Source organism: Thermomicrobiales bacterium (assembly GCA_041390825.1).
Classification (GTDB): Bacteria; Chloroflexota; Chloroflexia; order Thermomicrobiales; family UBA6265; genus JAMLHN01.
Genome location: JAWKPF010000017.1, coordinates 1 through 16050, shown reverse-complemented (window position 1 = coordinate 16050; position 16050 = coordinate 1). Strand labels below are relative to the sequence as shown.

Annotated in this window: 16 protein-coding genes, 5 tRNA genes and 1 other RNA gene; 13 read left to right on the top strand and 9 right to left on the bottom strand. The window is 61.2% G+C overall.

What is annotated here, in order from left to right; all coding sequences use genetic code 11:
* Position 1 precedes the first annotated feature (1 nt).
* Positions 2–457: an rRNA maturation RNase YbeY gene (gene ybeY / locus R2855_10590; GenBank protein ID MEZ4531462.1), complete on the top strand. Its 456-nt coding sequence runs from the start codon at positions 2–4 to the stop codon at positions 455–457.
* Here the strand turns inward: ybeY and R2855_10585 are convergent.
* From R2855_10585 to R2855_10555, 7 genes are all read right to left on the bottom strand, one after another.
* The gene (locus tag R2855_10585) at positions 427–1593 is read right to left on the bottom strand and encodes a CinA family nicotinamide mononucleotide deamidase-related protein (GenBank protein MEZ4531461.1); all 1167 of its coding nucleotides are present in this window, start codon (positions 1591–1593) and stop codon (positions 427–429) included. The genes ybeY and R2855_10585 overlap by 31 nt on opposite strands.
* Before the next feature lie 49 nt (positions 1594–1642).
* Positions 1643–2020 carry a hypothetical protein gene (locus R2855_10580; protein MEZ4531460.1) on the bottom strand — a complete coding sequence of 126 codons (378 nt, stop codon included), beginning with the start codon at positions 2018–2020 and terminating at the stop codon, positions 1643–1645.
* Positions 2021–2048: 28 nt separating this feature from the next.
* Positions 2049–2121 (bottom strand) — tRNA-Arg (locus tag R2855_10575).
* Between the two features lie 30 nt (positions 2122–2151).
* A tRNA-His gene (locus tag R2855_10570) sits at positions 2152–2225 on the bottom strand.
* Between the two features lie 9 nt (positions 2226–2234).
* An RNA gene (gene rnpB, locus R2855_10565) (RNase P RNA component class A) lies at positions 2235–2577 on the bottom strand.
* A gap of 35 nt (positions 2578–2612) precedes the next feature.
* A tRNA-Leu gene (locus R2855_10560) sits at positions 2613–2696 on the bottom strand.
* Between the two features lie 29 nt (positions 2697–2725).
* Positions 2726–2798, bottom strand: a tRNA-Thr gene (locus R2855_10555).
* Positions 2799–2960: 162 nt separating this feature from the next.
* Between R2855_10555 and R2855_10550 the strand changes: the two genes are divergently transcribed.
* From R2855_10550 to R2855_10525, 6 genes are read left to right on the top strand one after another with little or no spacing between them, the layout of a single operon-like run.
* On the top strand, positions 2961–3563 hold the full coding sequence (locus R2855_10550; protein ID MEZ4531459.1) for a tetratricopeptide repeat protein: 603 nt from the start codon (positions 2961–2963) through the stop codon (positions 3561–3563).
* A gap of 18 nt (positions 3564–3581) precedes the next feature.
* Positions 3582–3746, top strand: a complete 165-nt coding sequence (locus R2855_10545) for a Trm112 family protein (GenBank protein MEZ4531458.1) — start codon at positions 3582–3584, stop codon at positions 3744–3746.
* A 38-nt stretch (positions 3747–3784) separates the two neighbouring features.
* Complete coding sequence (gene ruvB, locus R2855_10540; GenBank protein MEZ4531457.1) at positions 3785–4876, top strand: Holliday junction branch migration DNA helicase RuvB; 1092 nt, start codon at positions 3785–3787, stop codon at positions 4874–4876.
* A 6-nt stretch (positions 4877–4882) separates the two neighbouring features.
* Positions 4883–5908 carry a tRNA preQ1(34) S-adenosylmethionine ribosyltransferase-isomerase QueA gene (gene queA, locus R2855_10535; protein MEZ4531456.1) on the top strand — a complete coding sequence of 342 codons (1026 nt, stop codon included), beginning with the start codon at positions 4883–4885 and terminating at the stop codon, positions 5906–5908.
* Positions 5909–5949: 41 nt separating this feature from the next.
* The gene (locus tag R2855_10530; protein MEZ4531455.1) at positions 5950–6540 is read left to right on the top strand and encodes an HD domain-containing protein; all 591 of its coding nucleotides are present in this window, start codon (positions 5950–5952) and stop codon (positions 6538–6540) included.
* On the top strand, positions 6530–7264 hold the full coding sequence (locus R2855_10525) for a peptidylprolyl isomerase (protein MEZ4531454.1): 735 nt from the start codon (positions 6530–6532) through the stop codon (positions 7262–7264). Before R2855_10530 ends, R2855_10525 begins: the two co-directional genes overlap by 11 nt.
* Positions 7265–7348: 84 nt before the next feature.
* Here the strand turns inward: R2855_10525 and R2855_10520 are convergent, their stop codons facing one another.
* A complete protein-coding gene (locus R2855_10520; protein ID MEZ4531453.1) occupies positions 7349–7570 on the bottom strand; it encodes a hypothetical protein in 222 nt (73 codons plus the stop codon).
* Between the two features lie 27 nt (positions 7571–7597).
* The gene (locus R2855_10515; GenBank protein MEZ4531452.1) at positions 7598–8212 is read right to left on the bottom strand and encodes a hypothetical protein; all 615 of its coding nucleotides are present in this window, start codon (positions 8210–8212) and stop codon (positions 7598–7600) included.
* A gap of 216 nt (positions 8213–8428) precedes the next feature.
* On the opposite strand from R2855_10515, the gene dnaN reads away from it, so the two are divergent.
* The 6 genes from dnaN to dnaG form a co-directional block, all read left to right on the top strand.
* A complete protein-coding gene (gene dnaN, locus R2855_10510) occupies positions 8429–9589 on the top strand; it encodes a DNA polymerase III subunit beta (protein ID MEZ4531451.1) in 1161 nt (386 codons plus the stop codon).
* Between the two features lie 36 nt (positions 9590–9625).
* On the top strand, positions 9626–10831 hold the full coding sequence (recF, locus tag R2855_10505; protein MEZ4531450.1) for a DNA replication and repair protein RecF: 1206 nt from the start codon (positions 9626–9628) through the stop codon (positions 10829–10831).
* Between the two features lie 60 nt (positions 10832–10891).
* Positions 10892–10965, top strand: a tRNA-Gln gene (locus tag R2855_10500).
* A gap of 124 nt (positions 10966–11089) precedes the next feature.
* Positions 11090–13357, top strand: coding sequence for a UvrD-helicase domain-containing protein (locus R2855_10495; GenBank protein ID MEZ4531449.1), 2268 nt, complete (start codon positions 11090–11092; stop codon positions 13355–13357).
* Between the two features lie 14 nt (positions 13358–13371).
* The gene (locus R2855_10490; protein ID MEZ4531448.1) at positions 13372–14409 is read left to right on the top strand and encodes a deoxyguanosinetriphosphate triphosphohydrolase; all 1038 of its coding nucleotides are present in this window, start codon (positions 13372–13374) and stop codon (positions 14407–14409) included.
* 5 nt (positions 14410–14414) lie between these two features.
* On the top strand, positions 14415–16050 hold a 1636-nt coding region (gene dnaG / locus R2855_10485; GenBank protein MEZ4531447.1), incomplete at its 3' end, for a DNA primase.

Sequence of the window (16050 nt, the reverse complement as noted above, 5' to 3'; positions counted from 1 at the left end):
CTTGGACGCTCCATTCACATGCACAAGCGAACCGGTCGATCTGACTGAGGAACTCGACGATTCTCTGCTCGACGAGTTGGCGGAGCTCTGCTGTTTCGCTCTCGAATCGGAAGGCGCAACGGGGGCGTGGGAAGTGTCCATCGTGTTGACATCCGATGAGCACCTGACCCGACTGCACGACGACTTCATGGGAATCCCGGAACCGACCGATATCATGACCTTCCCCTCGGACGATGTACCCGGTGGAGATGTCGTGATCTCGGTCGCGCAAGCGGATCGGCAACGGCACGATGATGCCTGGGATCTGCCATCCGAGCTTCGCTTTCTCGTCACACATGGGGCGCTGCATCTGGCGGACTGGGACGATGCCACGGTGGACGACCGCGCGCGGATGCTCGACCGGCAACGAGCGATTCTGGCCGCGTTTCAGTCGCGCGATTCGTCCAGCAATCGGTGAAGCACGTCGGCCGTGAAGAGCATGGAACGGCGTTGCAGCTCTGGCATCGAGGACCGCATCGGGAAGTCCTCGCTGCTGGTGAGCGCGCCAGCAACCGCGATGCTGATCACTCCGTCGTAGACCGTGCCTGCAGGCGAGGCTGCGAGCGAAATGCCGACGCCCAGCACGTGCGGATCTCCGGCATGGGCTCGTTGCGCCAGTTCCAGAGCAGCGACATCACCAGGTGGGCAAGCCTGCGACTCGATCGTCACGGACGCGCCGTCCTGGTCACCGAGCATATGAGCGGCAAACTGGCCCCCGCCGCCGTGGTCGATGACTCGCATGGCAAGCCCCCGCTTGCGCAGCTGGTCTGCGATCGAACCCGCGAGCGTGCGATCGTCCGTTCCGTAGAGCCAGCGCTTCAACCGGGAGGAAATTTCGGCAGCAGCATCGTCGCGAATGGCTCGCGCTGTCTCTTCGTCGTCCGCAATGCCGACCACGCGGACATGCACCCCGTCGTCCTTGGCATAGGTGGCCACGATGGGATTGGTCCTGGCGACGAGATCGACGATTGCCTCCTCCAGGGCCGATTCGCCGAGGCCGATGGTCTTCAGGGTGATCGAGCTATAGCTGCGGCCTGAGAGTCTCGCTCCGATACGAGGAGCTGCCTGCTCGGTCCACATGCGCTTCATTTCGCGCGGAACCCCAGGCATCGACACAATGACTTTGCCGTCGGTCTCGACGAACCAACCTGGGGCGGTTCCGACCGGATTCGGCAGCGCCTCGGCCGAGGGAATGAGCCAGGCCTGTTTCGCGTTGCGTTCGGGCATGGTCAACCCACGTTTCGCAAAGAACGCTTCCACGTCGGCACGAAGCTCGGCATCGACCTCGGGCGTCTCGCCCAGGGCATCTGCGATGCCTTCGCGCGTCAGGTCATCCTCGGTTGGTCCAATGCCTCCGGTACAGATGACGATATCGGCTTCGGAGAGCGCGCGTTCGATCGATTCGCGAATGCGCTTTCGATCGTCGCCCACCTGAATGACATGCAGAAGCTCGATACCGCGTGCATCGAGTTCTTGCGAGAGAAATGTCGCGTTGGTATCTGTGATGTGGCCGTGCAGCAGTTCGGCCCCGATGGAGAGAATGTATGCATTCACGATGCGCCCCTTCCCGTGCGTGTCGGCGAAATTCTCGCAGACCAGCGGGCTATTGGGGCTGCATCAACTCGATACGGTTGCCAAACGGATCGGACACATAGCAGCGGACGAAACCGGGCAACTCATGCTCGAGTTCGCCAGGTTCGAACCCGGCGGCCGACAACGTGTTTCTCACGTCGCCCAGGTTGTCGTAGACCAGCGCGATATGGGCTTTGGTCGCAGGAACAAAGGCGGGATCGACGCCCAGATGAAGCGACAATGATCCGGTCGCAAGCCAGATCCCTCCCCGAGAACCCAGCGTTGGTGGCTTCGGTTCTTCTGTCAGGCCGAGCAAATCGACGTAGAACCGGCGCGCCGTATCCTCGCCTCCCGCGGGGATGGCCGTCATGACATGATGGATCGGGGCTGGACTGCTGGTGTGATACATGCGCTTCACCGTTCAGACAAGGCGCTAGTGCGCGAGGCAGGATTCGAACCCGCGACACCTGGTTCCGAAGACCAGTGCTCTATCCACTGAGCTACTCGCGCAGACGGTGATTTGGACCGTTTATTCGGAGGGGTGCCCTACGGGGCTTGAACCCGTGACCTCTTGTTCCACAGACAAGCGCTCTGACCAACTGAGCTAAGGGCACCGTACGATCGAAGTGAAGGGAGAGTAAGCCGAGTTCTGTTCGTGACGATCATCTCTCTCGGTCTTGTGACCGGCCACCGATGGATACGGTGGCTGCTCTCGACTTTCGGCCTCGGCGAGCAACCTGCTTGCGGCCGGATCGGAGATTGCTGCGGGGAGGATTGCCCTTTTCAGCCGCGCCGGTCGAGACCGTCGCGGAATGGTTTCTGTTGCTCTCGCGTCTGTGCGACGCGCCGATATGGACTGTCGACGCCCGAAAGCGTCTCCCTGACTTTCGCCAGGCACCCTCGCTCTATGCAGCTCGGACTTTCCTCTAGGCTCCAAAAGAGCCCAGCGACCGTCCTTCCCTGTCACTTCGATCAGTTGTTAATGTGTTCGGATGAGACCCTGGTGCCGAAGGGGAGACTCGAACTCCCATGGGTTGCCCCACTACGCCCTGAACGTAGCGCGTCTGCCATTTCGCCACTTCGGCGCGGAACCGGGTCTCGTCCGGTTGCTCGGAGCCGACCCGGGGACTCGAACCCCGGACCTGCTGTTTACGAAACAGCTGCTCTACCAACTGAGCTAGGCCGGCAAGCGCGCAAACGCCGCTTGAGCCAACCAAATTTACCATGAGCGCATGCCAGGTTCAAACGCACCTGCGGCGGACCTCCGGACCATCCGCAGGGAACTCAATGGCGCATCTGTCGCTCGCTCGCATGTGGTAGTTTCCGCTGCGAGGAGATGCTCCCCGGGAATGGACGAGATGCCGAAGCTGGCCGAGAAATACAAGATTCTGTTCATCATCATGGCCGGCATCATGGTGCTTTCGCTCGGTCTGGGCATTGTCGGTCCGCTGGTCTTCGATGCAATCGACAGCGCCAGTGACGGCGGCGGCAATAGCACCGAGATTTCCGCCTCGGTTGCGGAGTCGTTCCGCTCGACCGCCGAGGCGAACCCGGACGATCCCTCGGCATTGGCCGCCTATGCAAATTACCTCGCGAACACGGGCGAGCTTGCCAGCGCCATTCCCTGGTACGAAAAGGCAATTGCGCTGGCTCCGGACGACGCAGTATTGCGAATCGATTTCGCGCGGTCACTTGCCGCCGGAGACATGCATGGCGATGCCGAACTGCAGTTCCAGAAGGCCATCGAGCTCGCGCCCGAGAACCCGGAAGCGCATTACTATCTTGCGGAGCTGTACTACGGTCTGAACCCGCAGCGATTGGTCGATGCGATCGATGAATACGAACGCACGATCGAGCTGGCGCCGGAAGCATTTATTGCCCAGCGTGCGGAAGAACGGCTCGTCGAGCTCGGAGTAGCCACGCCTGAGGCGAGTCCGTCTCCGGCTTCATAAACAGGAAAGGAACGCACCATGCCTGACACTCAGGTCGTCATCGATCCGGACTTGCTCGCCTTGCTTGTCTGCCCTGTCGATCACGGGGAGCTCGAACTGAAGGATTCGGCACTCGTGTGCACCCGTTGCGGGAGGGTGTTTCCAGTCGTCGATGGCATTCCCAACATGGTTGTGAACGACTAGCGCGAACAGATGTTCGATCTTCGCGGTATACTCGTCGCATGACCGAGCGCCGCTCTGTTCCCACTGCCACCAGCTCCGATGTTCCCGAGCGCGACCGCATCGTGTCGTCGCGCCAACGGAATGAAGACCAACGCGTCGACGGATCGTTGCGGCCAAAGAGTCTGGCCGAGTACATCGGTCAGGATCGCGTCAAGACGAGTTTGACGGTCTTCATCGAGGCCGCAAAGCGCCGTGGCGAGCCGCTCGACCATACGCTGCTCTACGGACCGCCAGGTCTCGGCAAGACGACGCTGGCATCGATCATCGCCACCGAGATGGCGGTCAGCCTGCGCGTGACGTCCGGTCCGGCAATCGAGCGGGCGGGCGATCTCGTCTCCATCCTGACCAATCTCAAATCAGGCGATGTGCTGTTCATCGACGAGATACACCGGCTGAATCGCGTGGTCGAAGAAGTGCTCTATCCGGCGCTCGAGGACTTTGCGGTGGATATCGTAATCGGCAAGGGTCCGGCGGCCCGTTCGATGCGGATCAATCTCCCCCGCTTCACCCTCGTCGGCGCCACTACGCGGCTCGCTCTCATGACCGGCCCATTGCGCGATCGGTTCGGTTCGGTGCTCCGACTCGATTTCTACGATATCGAGTCGATGACAACGATCATCAATCGTTCCGCGTCCATCCTGGGCGTGAAACTCACCGGAGATGGCGCGCTTGCGATCGCCAGGCGTTCACGCGGAACACCGCGAATCGCCAATCGTCTCCTCAAGCGGGTGCGAGATGTGGCCGAAGTGCGCGGCGCGCCGGTCATCGACGCGGCCCTGGCAGCCGACGCGCTCGAGATGCTCGATGTGGATGAGCTCGGTCTCGATGAGATCGACCGGCGCATCCTGCGCACCATCGTGGAGAAGTTCGACGGCGGTCCGGTTGGGATCGACACGATTTCGGCCGCGACCAGCGAAGAATCAGACACGATCATGGATGTGTACGAACCTTATCTCATTCAGCTCGGATTCTTGCAGCGAACCCCACGCGGTCGGGTGGCGACCCGCAGGGCGTATGACCATCTGAGAATCGAGCCACCAGCCTCGTTCGATGTCCAGCAGCAGCAGTTCCTCTTCGAGGACCTCGAATAGCGCCGGATGCGAACGGCCGACTTCGATTACGAGCTCCCAACCGAGCTGATTGCCCAGACCCCGCTCGAGCGCCGCGACGCCTCTCGCTTGCTCGTGCTCGACCGGAGTGAAAGCAAACTGCTGCATACGACCATCGATCAGTTGCCGTCGTTGCTTCGAGCGGGTGACTTGCTCGTGGCGAACAACAGCCGGGTGCTTGCCGGACGGCTCGCCACACGGAAGGTCGACACGGGCGGAAAAGTCGAGCTGTTGCTGCTGCATCCGGCGGCAGACGGGAACTGGGAGGCGCTTGCCAAGCCTGCACGGAGGCTAAGGCCCGGCACGCGGCTGGTTGTGGAGGGGACGGCGCATGAGATCGAGATCGTCGCGAAGGACGAGGGCGGGATCGTGCGCATTGTCGTGCCGGATGCTCTGCTGGCCGAGCTCGACCGGGTCGGGACCGTTCCGTTGCCACCGTACATTCATGAGCGCTTGAACGACTCAGATCGCTATCAGACGATCTATTCATCAGTGCCGGGTTCTGCAGCGGCGCCCACGGCTGGACTCCACCTCACCCCGGAATTGATGGAGCGACTGCGGTCATCCGGTATCGGCTGGGCAGAAGTGACCCTGGATATTGGGCTAGATACCTTCCGCCCAGTGGCCGTAGACGATCTCGCGGACCATGTCATGCATGCGGAGACGTGTCGAATAGATGAGGTGACCGTCGAGCAGATCGCTCGCACCAAGCGCGATGGAGGACGTGTGATCGCATTGGGAACGACCGCAGCCCGAACGCTCGAAACGGCTGGCCAGCTTTGGTCGGAAGCGGATCCTTTTCCGTTCGAAACCGCGACACGGATCTTCATTTCGCCCGGCTACAAATGGCGCGTGGTCGATGGTCTGCTCACCAACTTCCATCTGCCGAGATCGACGCTCATCATGATGGTGAGCGCGTTGGCCGGACGTGAGCGCATTCTGGATGCCTATCAGGAAGCCATCCGCGAGCGGTATCGCTTCTTCTCCTTTGGCGACGCGATGCTTATCCTTTAGCGGGCCGAGCGAGCCCCGAGACGAATTTCTGGAGGAACCAGGTGTCCGAACTTTCCCGAGATGACGCGTGGGCGCTTGTCACCGAGTACATCCAAAGTGAGAGCCTGCGTCGTCATTGCCTGTCGGTCGAAACAGCGATGCGCGCGTACGCCGTGAAGTACGGCGAATCGCCGGAGGATTGGGGCGCGATTGGGTTGATTCACGATTTCGACTACGAGATTCACCCAACACTCGATCAGCATCCGCAGGACGGCGTCCCGATCTTGCAGGAGCGCGGGTATCCGGACTGGGCGATCGAAGCCGTGCTGAGTCACGCGGATCACCTGGATGTGCCACGGGACACGAACCTCAAGATCACCCTTTACGCGGTGGACGAGTTGACCGGATTCATCACCGCGGTCGCATTTGTGCGGCCCAGCAAGTCGGTTGCCGAGGTCACCCCGCAGGCAGTGCGCAAGAAGATGAAGGACAAAGCGTTCGCCCGGGCGGTCGACCGGGAGGCTATGCTTCACGGGGCGGAACTCATGGGTGTCGATTTCGACGAGCACGTCGCATTCGTCATCCAGGCGATGACCGACAACGCAGACGCGCTCGGCCTGGCAGGCGTGCCGGTATCGGCCAATGCAGGCTAGACGAATTGCCAGCTTGCTGGCCATGTTGCTGCTGGTGAGCTTCGTTTCGGCGTGCGGCGCATCGCAGGACGAGAAGTCCGAGAGCGAAACCCAGGTTCCAGCGCCGACGACGGTGTCACAGGGAAATCAGGATATCGAAAGCGGATGCTGGACGGCAGCAGACCGTGTAGACACAGAAGGAGATCCAGTTTTGGCGAACATTCAGCAGTGGGACAAGCCGCCTGCGATGCAGATCGACGGTTCGAAGAAGTATTCAGCCCTGGTGGAAACCAACAAGGGAAGCTTCACCATCGAACTGCTTCCGGCCGAAGCGCCGCTCGCGGTGAACAATTTCGTTTGCCTGGCGCGCGCCGGCTTCTATGACAACACACCGATTCACCGTATCGTGGCCGGGTTCGTCATTCAGGGCGGAGACCCGACGGGCACCGGTTCGGGCGGCCCCGGATATCGCTTCAACGACGAGCCAGTCAACCTCGATTACGAAAAGGGCACGGTGGCCATGGCCAATGCCGGCCCGAACACCAATGGAAGCCAGTTCTTCGTGGTTCTGGAGAACCTGACCGGACGGCTGCCCAAGAACTACACGCTCTTTGGGAAGGTCACGGACGGCATGGATGTGGTCGACACGCTCGGCAAGGTCGAAACCAAAGTGGGGCGGTCCGGCGAGAAATCGACCCCGGTCGAACCGGTAACCATCGAGAAGGTCACGATTACCGAGAGCTAACCGCAGCTACCGATCGCAAAGACAGTAAACGCAGGGCCGCCATCTCGCGACCCTGCGTTTCTGTGTTCGTTCGCGCTATCAGATCTACGCTGCGTCAGCCAGATCGTCGCTGAGCGACTCGTATTCCCGCAGGAGCTGGATCCAATGGCGCTCCCAGGTCTCCACCTCGATGCCGTGGCTCATCGCCTCCCCAATACGGGCGAAGCCATCCTGAAGGCGAAGTTCCAGCTTGGCCATGCGGTCTTCGATCGTCTCGGGAGTGTCGACCTGCTTGCTGCCGGGAATCGATGTGAGCTGCGTTGCCATGACACTGACTCCTGTTTCTTTGTCTCGCTACGAGGCTTTGGCGAGTGGCTCGATCGTCTTGAGCCGTTCGATGTATGCGGACGCGTCACGACGATCGAGCTGATCGAAGCGCTTCCCAAAGAGCTCGGTGACCTGGGAGTCGATCGCCTCAGACGACATGCCCTTCTCACGTGCCATCTTCTGAATGAAGTCCATTTGCCGCTCGGTCATGGATTGCCGCTCGGCGGCGTGTCCCCGCCGCTCTTCGCTGAGATCGACGAGCTGCCGTTGCCTCGCCAACCGCACCGGCGCGTCCACGACCTTCTCCTGCCCTTCGGCAAAGTCGAAATCAGGTGTGAACTGGGTGCCGAAACCGAGCGCCGCGAGCGCGCGGCCAAGCGCCTTGGTTTCCGCTTTCTCCAGGTAGTCGCGGAAGTCGTCGTACCCTTCGCTGCCCCAGCCTGTGGATGATCCGCCGCCAGGAATGGCAACGTGCGCTTTGAAAACCGCGACGCTGTTTTCGTGGGAGATCAATTCGGTTTCGATGAGCGCGTCTGGATGCAGTGTCCGCAGCCAGAGGACTCGCCATTTGACTTCGAGATAGTCGGCGCCGCCAACGCGGCTCACATACTTGCGTGGGTCAAAGGTGCTGGTTGTTTCCATTTCGTGCAATCGCCTCGGTTCTTACGGGAGTCGAACGCGTGTTCTACTCAGAATAGTAGATCAAGTGTTCTCTTCTGTCAACCCGGTGGCGCGAGGCACGACAGACGGAACACCACGATTTACCGCGAGCTGACGCGACAAAATCTCGGGCGTTTCACGACAGGATGTACAATTCGCCGGCAATCTATAGGGTTCGATCGAGGAGCAATTCAGAACGTGCGAGTCACCTGTCTGCAGGAAACGCTCCAGCATGCGCTGGATCAAGTAACCCGCGCCGTCGCGACCCGCACTTCGCTTCCCGCCCTGAGCAATGTGCTGTTGGTGACCGACAACGGTCGCCTGAAGATCGTCGCGTCCGACCTCAACATCGCAATCACGACCTGGATTGGCGCCTCGATTGCGGAGGAAGGCCGTCTCGCGGTGGACGCGCGGTTGTTGAGCGATTTCGTCCACACCCTCCCAGCAGGACAGGTCGAGCTGGCGAGTAGTGGCCGCCAGACGTTGCTTACGGTCACCTGCGGACGCGACCGCGCCGAAATCAACGGTATCGACGCGGACGATTTCCCGGAGATCCCGGTGGTAGTCGACGATGTCGAATCGACTTCGATCGACCCAGCGGCATTGCGAGAGATGATCAGTCAGGTGGAGTTCGCCGCCGCGTCGGACGAGAGCCGTCCCGTGCTTGCCGGGGTATTGGCGCGCATCGAAGGCGACCGCATCGTGCTGGCAGCGGCGGATGGATTCCGGCTCGCTGTGCGGGAAGGGCGGATGAGCCGTGCCCTCCTCTCTTCGATCGACATCATCGTGCCGGCGCGTTCGATGCGGGAACTGGGGCGCCTGCTCGGCGAGGCGAAGAACGAGGTCGCTCTGCACGTCACGCCAAACAAGAGCCAGCTCATCGTGCACTTCTCGGGTGAGAATGGCGAGGGTGAGGTCGAGTTCCTGTCGCGGCTCATCGAGGGGACGTTTCCGGACTACCGGCAGATCATTCCGAGTGACTTTTCCACGAAGGTGGAGCTGGGCCGCGATGCGCTACTCACTGCAGTGCGCCGTTCCAGCTACTTCGCTCGCGACAACAATGACGCCATCCGGTTCGATGTGCTGACCACTGACGATGACCTGAGCCCCGGCACCGTCGAGGTCTCGGCCAATGCTGCTGAGCGCGGAAATTCGCATAGTTATGTCGATGCATCCATCAACGGACCTGCCGTTCAGATCGCGTTCAATGCGCGGTATCTGAACGATGTGCTTGGCGTCATTCGCACTGGCACCGCGTCGCTCGGACTCAACGGCTCCAACCAGGCGGGCGTTATTCGCGCAGGCGACAGTGACGACTACACGCACGTCATCATGCCGATGGTGATCGGCGCGCAATAGGGTGCCGGACCTCGGGGAAAACTCCAGAGGACCCGTGTGTACCTGAAATCATTGCGTCTCACAGAGTTCCGGCGCTATCGAGCACTCGATCTCCAGATTCCGCAAGAAGGGTTTGTGCTGATTGGCCGCAACGCCAGTGGGAAGTCGACCCTGCTCGAAGCGATTTCGATGCTTTCGACCATGCGCTCGGGACGAGCGCAGACAGAGCGCGAGCTGATCGCCTGGGAGAGCGGCTCGGAATACGGGGACGGAATCGCCCCATTCGCGCGCATCGAGGCGAGCGTCGAACGGAGCGCTGGTCCCGCCGAGCTAGCGATCGGAATGCAGCTCGATCCACATCGGGGAAACCACCTCAAGAAGCAGATCAGCCTGAATGGCAAGCACGTTCGCGCCGGCACTGCGGTTGGCGTGCTACGGTCGGTGCTCTTCGAGCCTGGAGATATCGAGTTGGTGTCGGGGGCGCCCTCGGTACGCCGGCGATACCTGGACATCATGCTGTCGCAGCTCGATCCGGTCTATCTGCGCTCGTTGAGCCGCTATCTCCGCATCGTCGAACAACGCAATCGTCTCATCAAGAACCTGACGCAAAGCGGGGCGGCCTGGAATGCCGCATCGACTCGACAGCAACTGGACTACTGGGACGGGGAGCTGATCAATGCGGGCGCCGCGATTCTGGCTCGCCGGGCGCGCGCCGCGGCCGAGCTGACCAAGCTCGCTGCCGCCCGATTTGCCTCGTTCACGGAGGAGTCGACGCTCGGTGTTTCCTATGCATCGACCGTGCGGTCGAACGTGTTCGAGCTGCCAGGATCATCGACGCTGGACGAACTCGAGCATCGCCTGGCCTATGACATGTCCGAATCGCTGGAACGGGAACGGCAACATGAATGGCGACGAGGCATCACGCTGGTCGGCCCACATCGGGACGACCTGATCGTCACTATCGACGGCAACGCAATCGGCGCATTTGGCTCACGCGGGCAGCAGCGGCTGGCAGTGATTGCGCTCAAACTCGCCGAAACCGACCTGATGACGTCTGCTGGAGCCGATCCGCCGGTGCTTCTGCTCGATGACGTTTTTTCAGAGCTCGATTCGGTGCATCGTGGCTTGTTGGCGGGTTCGATTGCCAGTGGAAAAATGCAAACGATCGTCACTGCGACCGATGAAGCTGTTGTCCGCGCGGCGGCCATTCCGCTCGAGCGCTATGCAGAGGTCGGCGCTGGCGAGATCCGTTGGGTCGATTGATCGCAGGTCAGGAATCGGTCTGAGACGACGATGCTGGTGTGCTACAATTCGTCGCCGCGTTGGGGAGTAGTCTAACGGTAGGACGCTTGGTTCTGGCCCAAGTAGTTGGGGTTCGAATCCCTGCTCCCCAGCCAAGAGAAACGCGCGCCGCGGCGCGCGTTTGCTGTCTCTGCCGAATGGCTGCGCGCATCCCTCCGCATCATCCTTACCGGGCTGCCGCATCACGAGGTCCACGTCATCTCGGGAGCCTTCCCTTCCATGCAGACCACATCGATCGACCTCCTTGCCGGCCTAAATCCTGAACAGGTGCGAGCTGTCACGGCGCCTGACGGTCCAACGCTTGTCGTCGCGGGTCCCGGAAGTGGCAAGACCCGCGTGTTGACTCACCGGATCGCATGGTTGATTGCAGAGCGGGGGGTGCCGGCAACCAGCATCCTTGCCGTCACCTTCACGAACAAAGCCGCGCGCGAGATGCGTCAGCGCGTGGAGCAGCTCGTTCCGGCAGAAGCGGCCGCCGGACTGACCATGGGAACGTTTCACTCGTTCGGCGTGCGGGTGCTGCGGGAGAACCCCGGACTGGTCGCCGATCGACTTGGAATCACGCGGAACTTCACCATCTATGACGATGCCGATCAGCAGGCCATCATCAAGCAGGCGATTACGAACATCGGGCAAGATCCGAAGCAGCTGGCACCGCGACGAGTAGGCGCCCGGATCAGCGCGTACAAGTCGAGCATGGTCAGCCCGGAAGAAGCGCGCGAGACAGCAGCGAACTTTGGCGATGAGATCATGGCGCGCGCGTATGCCGAGTACCAGCGGCTGCTGCGCAAGGCCAACGCCATCGATTTCGACGACCTTTTGATTCTGCCGTTACGACTCTTCGATGCCGAACCACGCCTGCTCGAGCGGTATCAGGAGCGATATCGTCACATCCTTGTGGACGAGTACCAGGACACCAACCGGGTGCAGTACGTGTTGGTGGAAGCGCTGGCCCAGCGTCATCAGAACCTCTTCGTCGTGGGCGACCCCGACCAGTCGATCTATCGCTGGCGGCAAGCGGACATTCGCAACATTCTCGATTTCCAGAAATCGTTCCACGAAGCGCAGCGGGTCGATCTCGAAGTGAACTACCGCTCCACGGCGCGCATCGTTGCCGTGGCGGACAATGTCATTCGCGAAAACCGTGACCGAATCGATCGACGGCTGCGGACGCACAACGATGACGGCGACCAGGTTTCTATTCGCGAGCTTGCCGACCAGCAGCACGAGGCAGATTTCGTCGTGGGCGAGATCCGCCGGGTCATGCAAGAGCGCGGGATCCGAGGCGACGACTTTGCGGTCATGTACCGCACCACCGCCCAAAGCCGCGTCCTGGAAGAAGCGTTCCGGGTTAGCGAGATTCCGTATCAGATCGTCGGCGGCGTGCGCTTCTACGATCGCAAGGAAGTCAAGGACGTCCTGGCAGCGTTCAAACTGATCGTCAATCCTAGCGATTCCGTGAGCCTGGAACGCGTGCTGGAGAACATGCCGATCGGGCGTGGCTTGGGTCCCAAAGCACTCGAAGCGATCGACAACTGGTCCATTCTGACTCGTCGTCCGCTGCTGGACGGGTTCATCGCGCTTTCCAGGAGCGAGCACGAAGCTCCGCAGCTTTCGGGCGCGGCGCGCACCGCGGCGGAGAAGTTGGGTTCCGTCTACGAACAGCTTCAGAAGCTGGAACAGACCGAGCCGCTGACCTCGCTCTTCGATTCTCTGGTGAAGCTAACCGGCTACCGGGATCACCTGGCAAAGATCGACGACGATGATCTCGATCGCTGGGAGAACGTGCTCGAAGTTCGGGCCGATATGGAACGGTTCGACGTGCTGGAGCCTGGCGAGGCGCTTTCCGCCTATCTCGAGCAGGTTGCGTTGGTCGCGGATGTCGACTCGCTCGAAGATGACAGCAAGGGGCGCGTTACGCTGATCACGCTCCATTCGGCCAAGGGCCTGGAGTTTCCCGTCGTCTTCATTACCGGGCTCGAGGAAGGGCTGCTACCAGTTTCCCGCGCGGTCGAGGCGGAATACTCCGATCCAGGGGCCATCGAGGAAGAGCGACGGCTCTTCTATGTGGGCATCACGCGAGCCGAGCAACTCCTCTACATCACCTACGTAGCGAATCGGATGACGTGGGGGCGCTATCAACCGGGGGTGGCGTCACGCTTCCTCGACTCGCTCCCGCAGGAACACATCAAGGATCTTGGTCGCCGCTCGAGTCTCTCGCCGCGAGGAGGGACCTCGCTCTCCGGTCGCGTGCAAACACTGTCGGGATTGCCACAGTCCACACTCAAGCCGGCGCCAATTTCCGCCAAAGCAGCGGTCCGCGCGTGGTCGGCAGGCGAACGCGTCTTTCATGCCAAGTTCGGCGAGGGCACGATCACGGAGGTCGTGGAACGCCGCGGCGATCAGGAATTGGCAATCGCCTTCCAGCGGCATGGTCAGAAACGACTGCTCGCCAGTCTCGCGCCGCTCGACCTGATTTCGGACTGAAGGATCTGGCGCGCATGATCTCGGATCGCACCATCCGCGAGCAGCTCGAGGCACGCGAGCGCGCGTGGCTGTCGCCGTCCGCGTCCTTCAGCGACGCTGCCACTCGCCAACGAACGGAACCGAAATCCGATGTGCGCACCGAGTTTCAGCGAGACCGGGACCGGGTGGTTCATTCCAAGGCATTCCGCCGGTTGATGCACAAGACACAGGTTTTTGTGGCCCCATCGGGAGATCACTACCGCACCCGGCTGACTCACACGCTCGAAGTCACCCAGATTGCCCGCACAATCGGGCGCGGCTTGCGGTTGAACGAAGACCTCATCGAGGCGATCGGGCTTGGCCACGACCTTGGGCACACTCCGTTCGGGCATGCTGGCGAGATGGCGCTCGCCGAGTTCTTGCCGAACTTTCGCCACAATGAGCAGAGCCTGCGGGTGGTGGATCTCCTCGAGAAGGACGGCGCTGGACTCAATTTGACCGATCAGGTGCGGTACGGAATCGTCCACCACTCGAAGCCGGATGACGAGCTGAGCCGATCGTTCACGGGCGTCTCTGCGTCGCTCGAAGGAGAAGCGATGCGCCTGGCCGATGCGATCGCCTACATCAATCACGATTGGGACGATGCGGTTCGGGCCGGGATCGTTACGAACAGCGACTTGCCAAGGCGGGTAATGGAGCAGCTTGGGCACTCACACGCGCAACGGATCGACACGCTGGTCACCGATATCATCCGCGCATCCCAGGTCGATGCACCGGAAGGGCGAGTGGAAATGTCCGCAGACACACTGGCGGCCGCCAATGAGATGCGTGCATTCCTGTTCGAACGGGTCTACTATCCCTTGAACCGCACCCCGAATACCGTGAAAGCGCAAGGGGTCATCGCCGCGCTCTGCGACCACTACGTGACGCACCTCGATCAGATGCCGGCAGAGTACCGAAAACGCGACGACGATCCGCCCGAGCGTCTCGTTGCCGACTTCGTCGCCAGCATGACCGACCGGTACGCGATCGAGCGGTATCGAGAACTCTTCGTTCCGAAGTATTGGGATTGACTCGAATGGCGGGCAACAGCGTCGAGCTCATCAAAGAACGGCTCGACATCGTCGACATCATTGGCGAAAAGGTTCAGCTCAAGAAGACCGGCCGCAGCTTCAAGGGGCTTTGCCCGTTCCACCAGGAGAAGACGCCGTCGTTCGTTGTCTTCCCGGACTCGCAGCATTTCCATTGTTTCGGTTGCGGAAAGAGTGGCGATCTCTTCACCTTCTACGAGTTGGCCGAGAAAGTCGATTTTCGCGAAGCGATGACCGAGCTCGCGCAACGCGCGGGTGTCGAAATCGAGACCTATCGACCGCAAACGGCCGTCGAAGCCGATCCTTCCGTTGCCCACTCGCTCGACCTGAACGAACTGGCCGCCGAGCTCTTTTCGCATGTTCTGCTGAACTCTCCGGCCGGCCAGATCGGGCGTGACTATCTCGAAAAGCGCGGGTTGGATGTAGCGACCATTCAGCATTTCCGGCTCGGATTCGCACCCAACTCCTGGGATTTCCTGTTGCGGCAGTTCTCGGCACGCGGCAAGGATCCGCGAGCCATGTACGAGGCCGGACTCTTGCAGGAACGGGAGAACGGCAGCGGCTACTACGACCGCTTTCGCAACCGGTTGATCTTCCCGATTCGCGACCGGGATGGCGTCGTCGTTGGCTTCGGCGCTCGCGCCATGGGTGACGATCAGCCAAAGTACCTGAACTCGGCGCAGTCAGCGATCTTCGACAAGAGCCGGCTCCTCTATGGGCTCGATCTTGCGAAAGACGCGATTCGCGACGCAGATCGCGTCGTTGTCGTCGAAGGCTACATGGATATTATCGCGGCGCATCAGTTTGGTCATCGAAACGTGGTTGCCACGATGGGAACGGCGGTCACGGAATCCCAGATCGAACTGGTCAAGCGCCTGACCAAGCGGATCGTACTCGCGCTCGACGCCGACGCCGCCGGGCAAATGGCGGCGCTGCGCGCGATCGAGTCGATTCATTCGGGACTCGACCAAACCGAGGAGTTCGTTCCCGATCCGCGCACCGCGTTTCGGATCGCCCGCAGGATCGATACCGAGATCACCGTGGCGGAACTGCCGGTTGGCAAAGACCCGGACGAGCTCATCCGAACCTCTCCCGAGCTCTGGGATGGCGTGATCGACGCGGCGCGACCGTACGCGGAGTTCCTCATCACCAAGGTGACCGAGGGCGTCGATCTCAACGATCCGACTGCGAAGCGACATGCGGTCGATCGTCTGGCCCCGGTGCTGCAACTGGTTCCGGACGAGCTCACGCGCGGTCACTACGCCCAGATGGTCGCTCGACGTCTCGATCTCCCCTTCCGGGACGTTCAGGCGCGTTTGCAGCGCGCCGTGCAAAGCGCTGCCGCCCGTGCAACTCGACCGAGCGTCGAGCCGGAACGTGTTACCAGTCTACAGATCGAAGATCATCTGATCGCGCTCCTCCTGAAGCACCGGGCGTTGGTATTCGACCTGATGTCGGAAGTTCCGCCCGATGACATTATGGATGCGCGCAATCGCACCCTGCTCGGCATGCTTCGCGACGATTCGCTGCCGGACGACACCTTCGGCCCTGAATTCGTCGAGACGCTCGATCCGGTCCTGCAGAACCATGCGACCACACTCCTCGATTCGCTCGCGAATCGGC

Bases quoted from the DNA above. Each gene is read 5' to 3' on its own strand.
- R2855_10545 (MEZ4531458.1), top strand. From the start codon at position 3,582: ATGCCTGACACTCAGGTCGTCATCGATCCGGACTTGCTCGCCTTGCTT.
- R2855_10515 (MEZ4531452.1), bottom strand. From the start codon at position 8,212: ATGGAAACAACCAGCACCTTTGACCCACGCAAGTATGTGAGCCGCGTT.
- R2855_10495 (MEZ4531449.1), top strand. From the start codon at position 11,090: ATGCAGACCACATCGATCGACCTCCTTGCCGGCCTAAATCCTGAACAG.
- ruvB (MEZ4531457.1), top strand. From the start codon at position 3,785: ATGACCGAGCGCCGCTCTGTTCCCACTGCCACCAGCTCCGATGTTCCC.
- R2855_10580 (MEZ4531460.1), bottom strand. From the start codon at position 2,020: ATGTATCACACCAGCAGTCCAGCCCCGATCCATCATGTCATGACGGCC.
- queA (MEZ4531456.1), top strand. From the start codon at position 4,883: ATGCGAACGGCCGACTTCGATTACGAGCTCCCAACCGAGCTGATTGCC.
- R2855_10520 (MEZ4531453.1), bottom strand. From the start codon at position 7,570: ATGGCAACGCAGCTCACATCGATTCCCGGCAGCAAGCAGGTCGACACT.
- R2855_10550 (MEZ4531459.1), top strand. From the start codon at position 2,961: ATGGACGAGATGCCGAAGCTGGCCGAGAAATACAAGATTCTGTTCATC.
- R2855_10525 (MEZ4531454.1), top strand. From the start codon at position 6,530: ATGCAGGCTAGACGAATTGCCAGCTTGCTGGCCATGTTGCTGCTGGTG.
- R2855_10490 (MEZ4531448.1), top strand. From the start codon at position 13,372: ATGATCTCGGATCGCACCATCCGCGAGCAGCTCGAGGCACGCGAGCGC.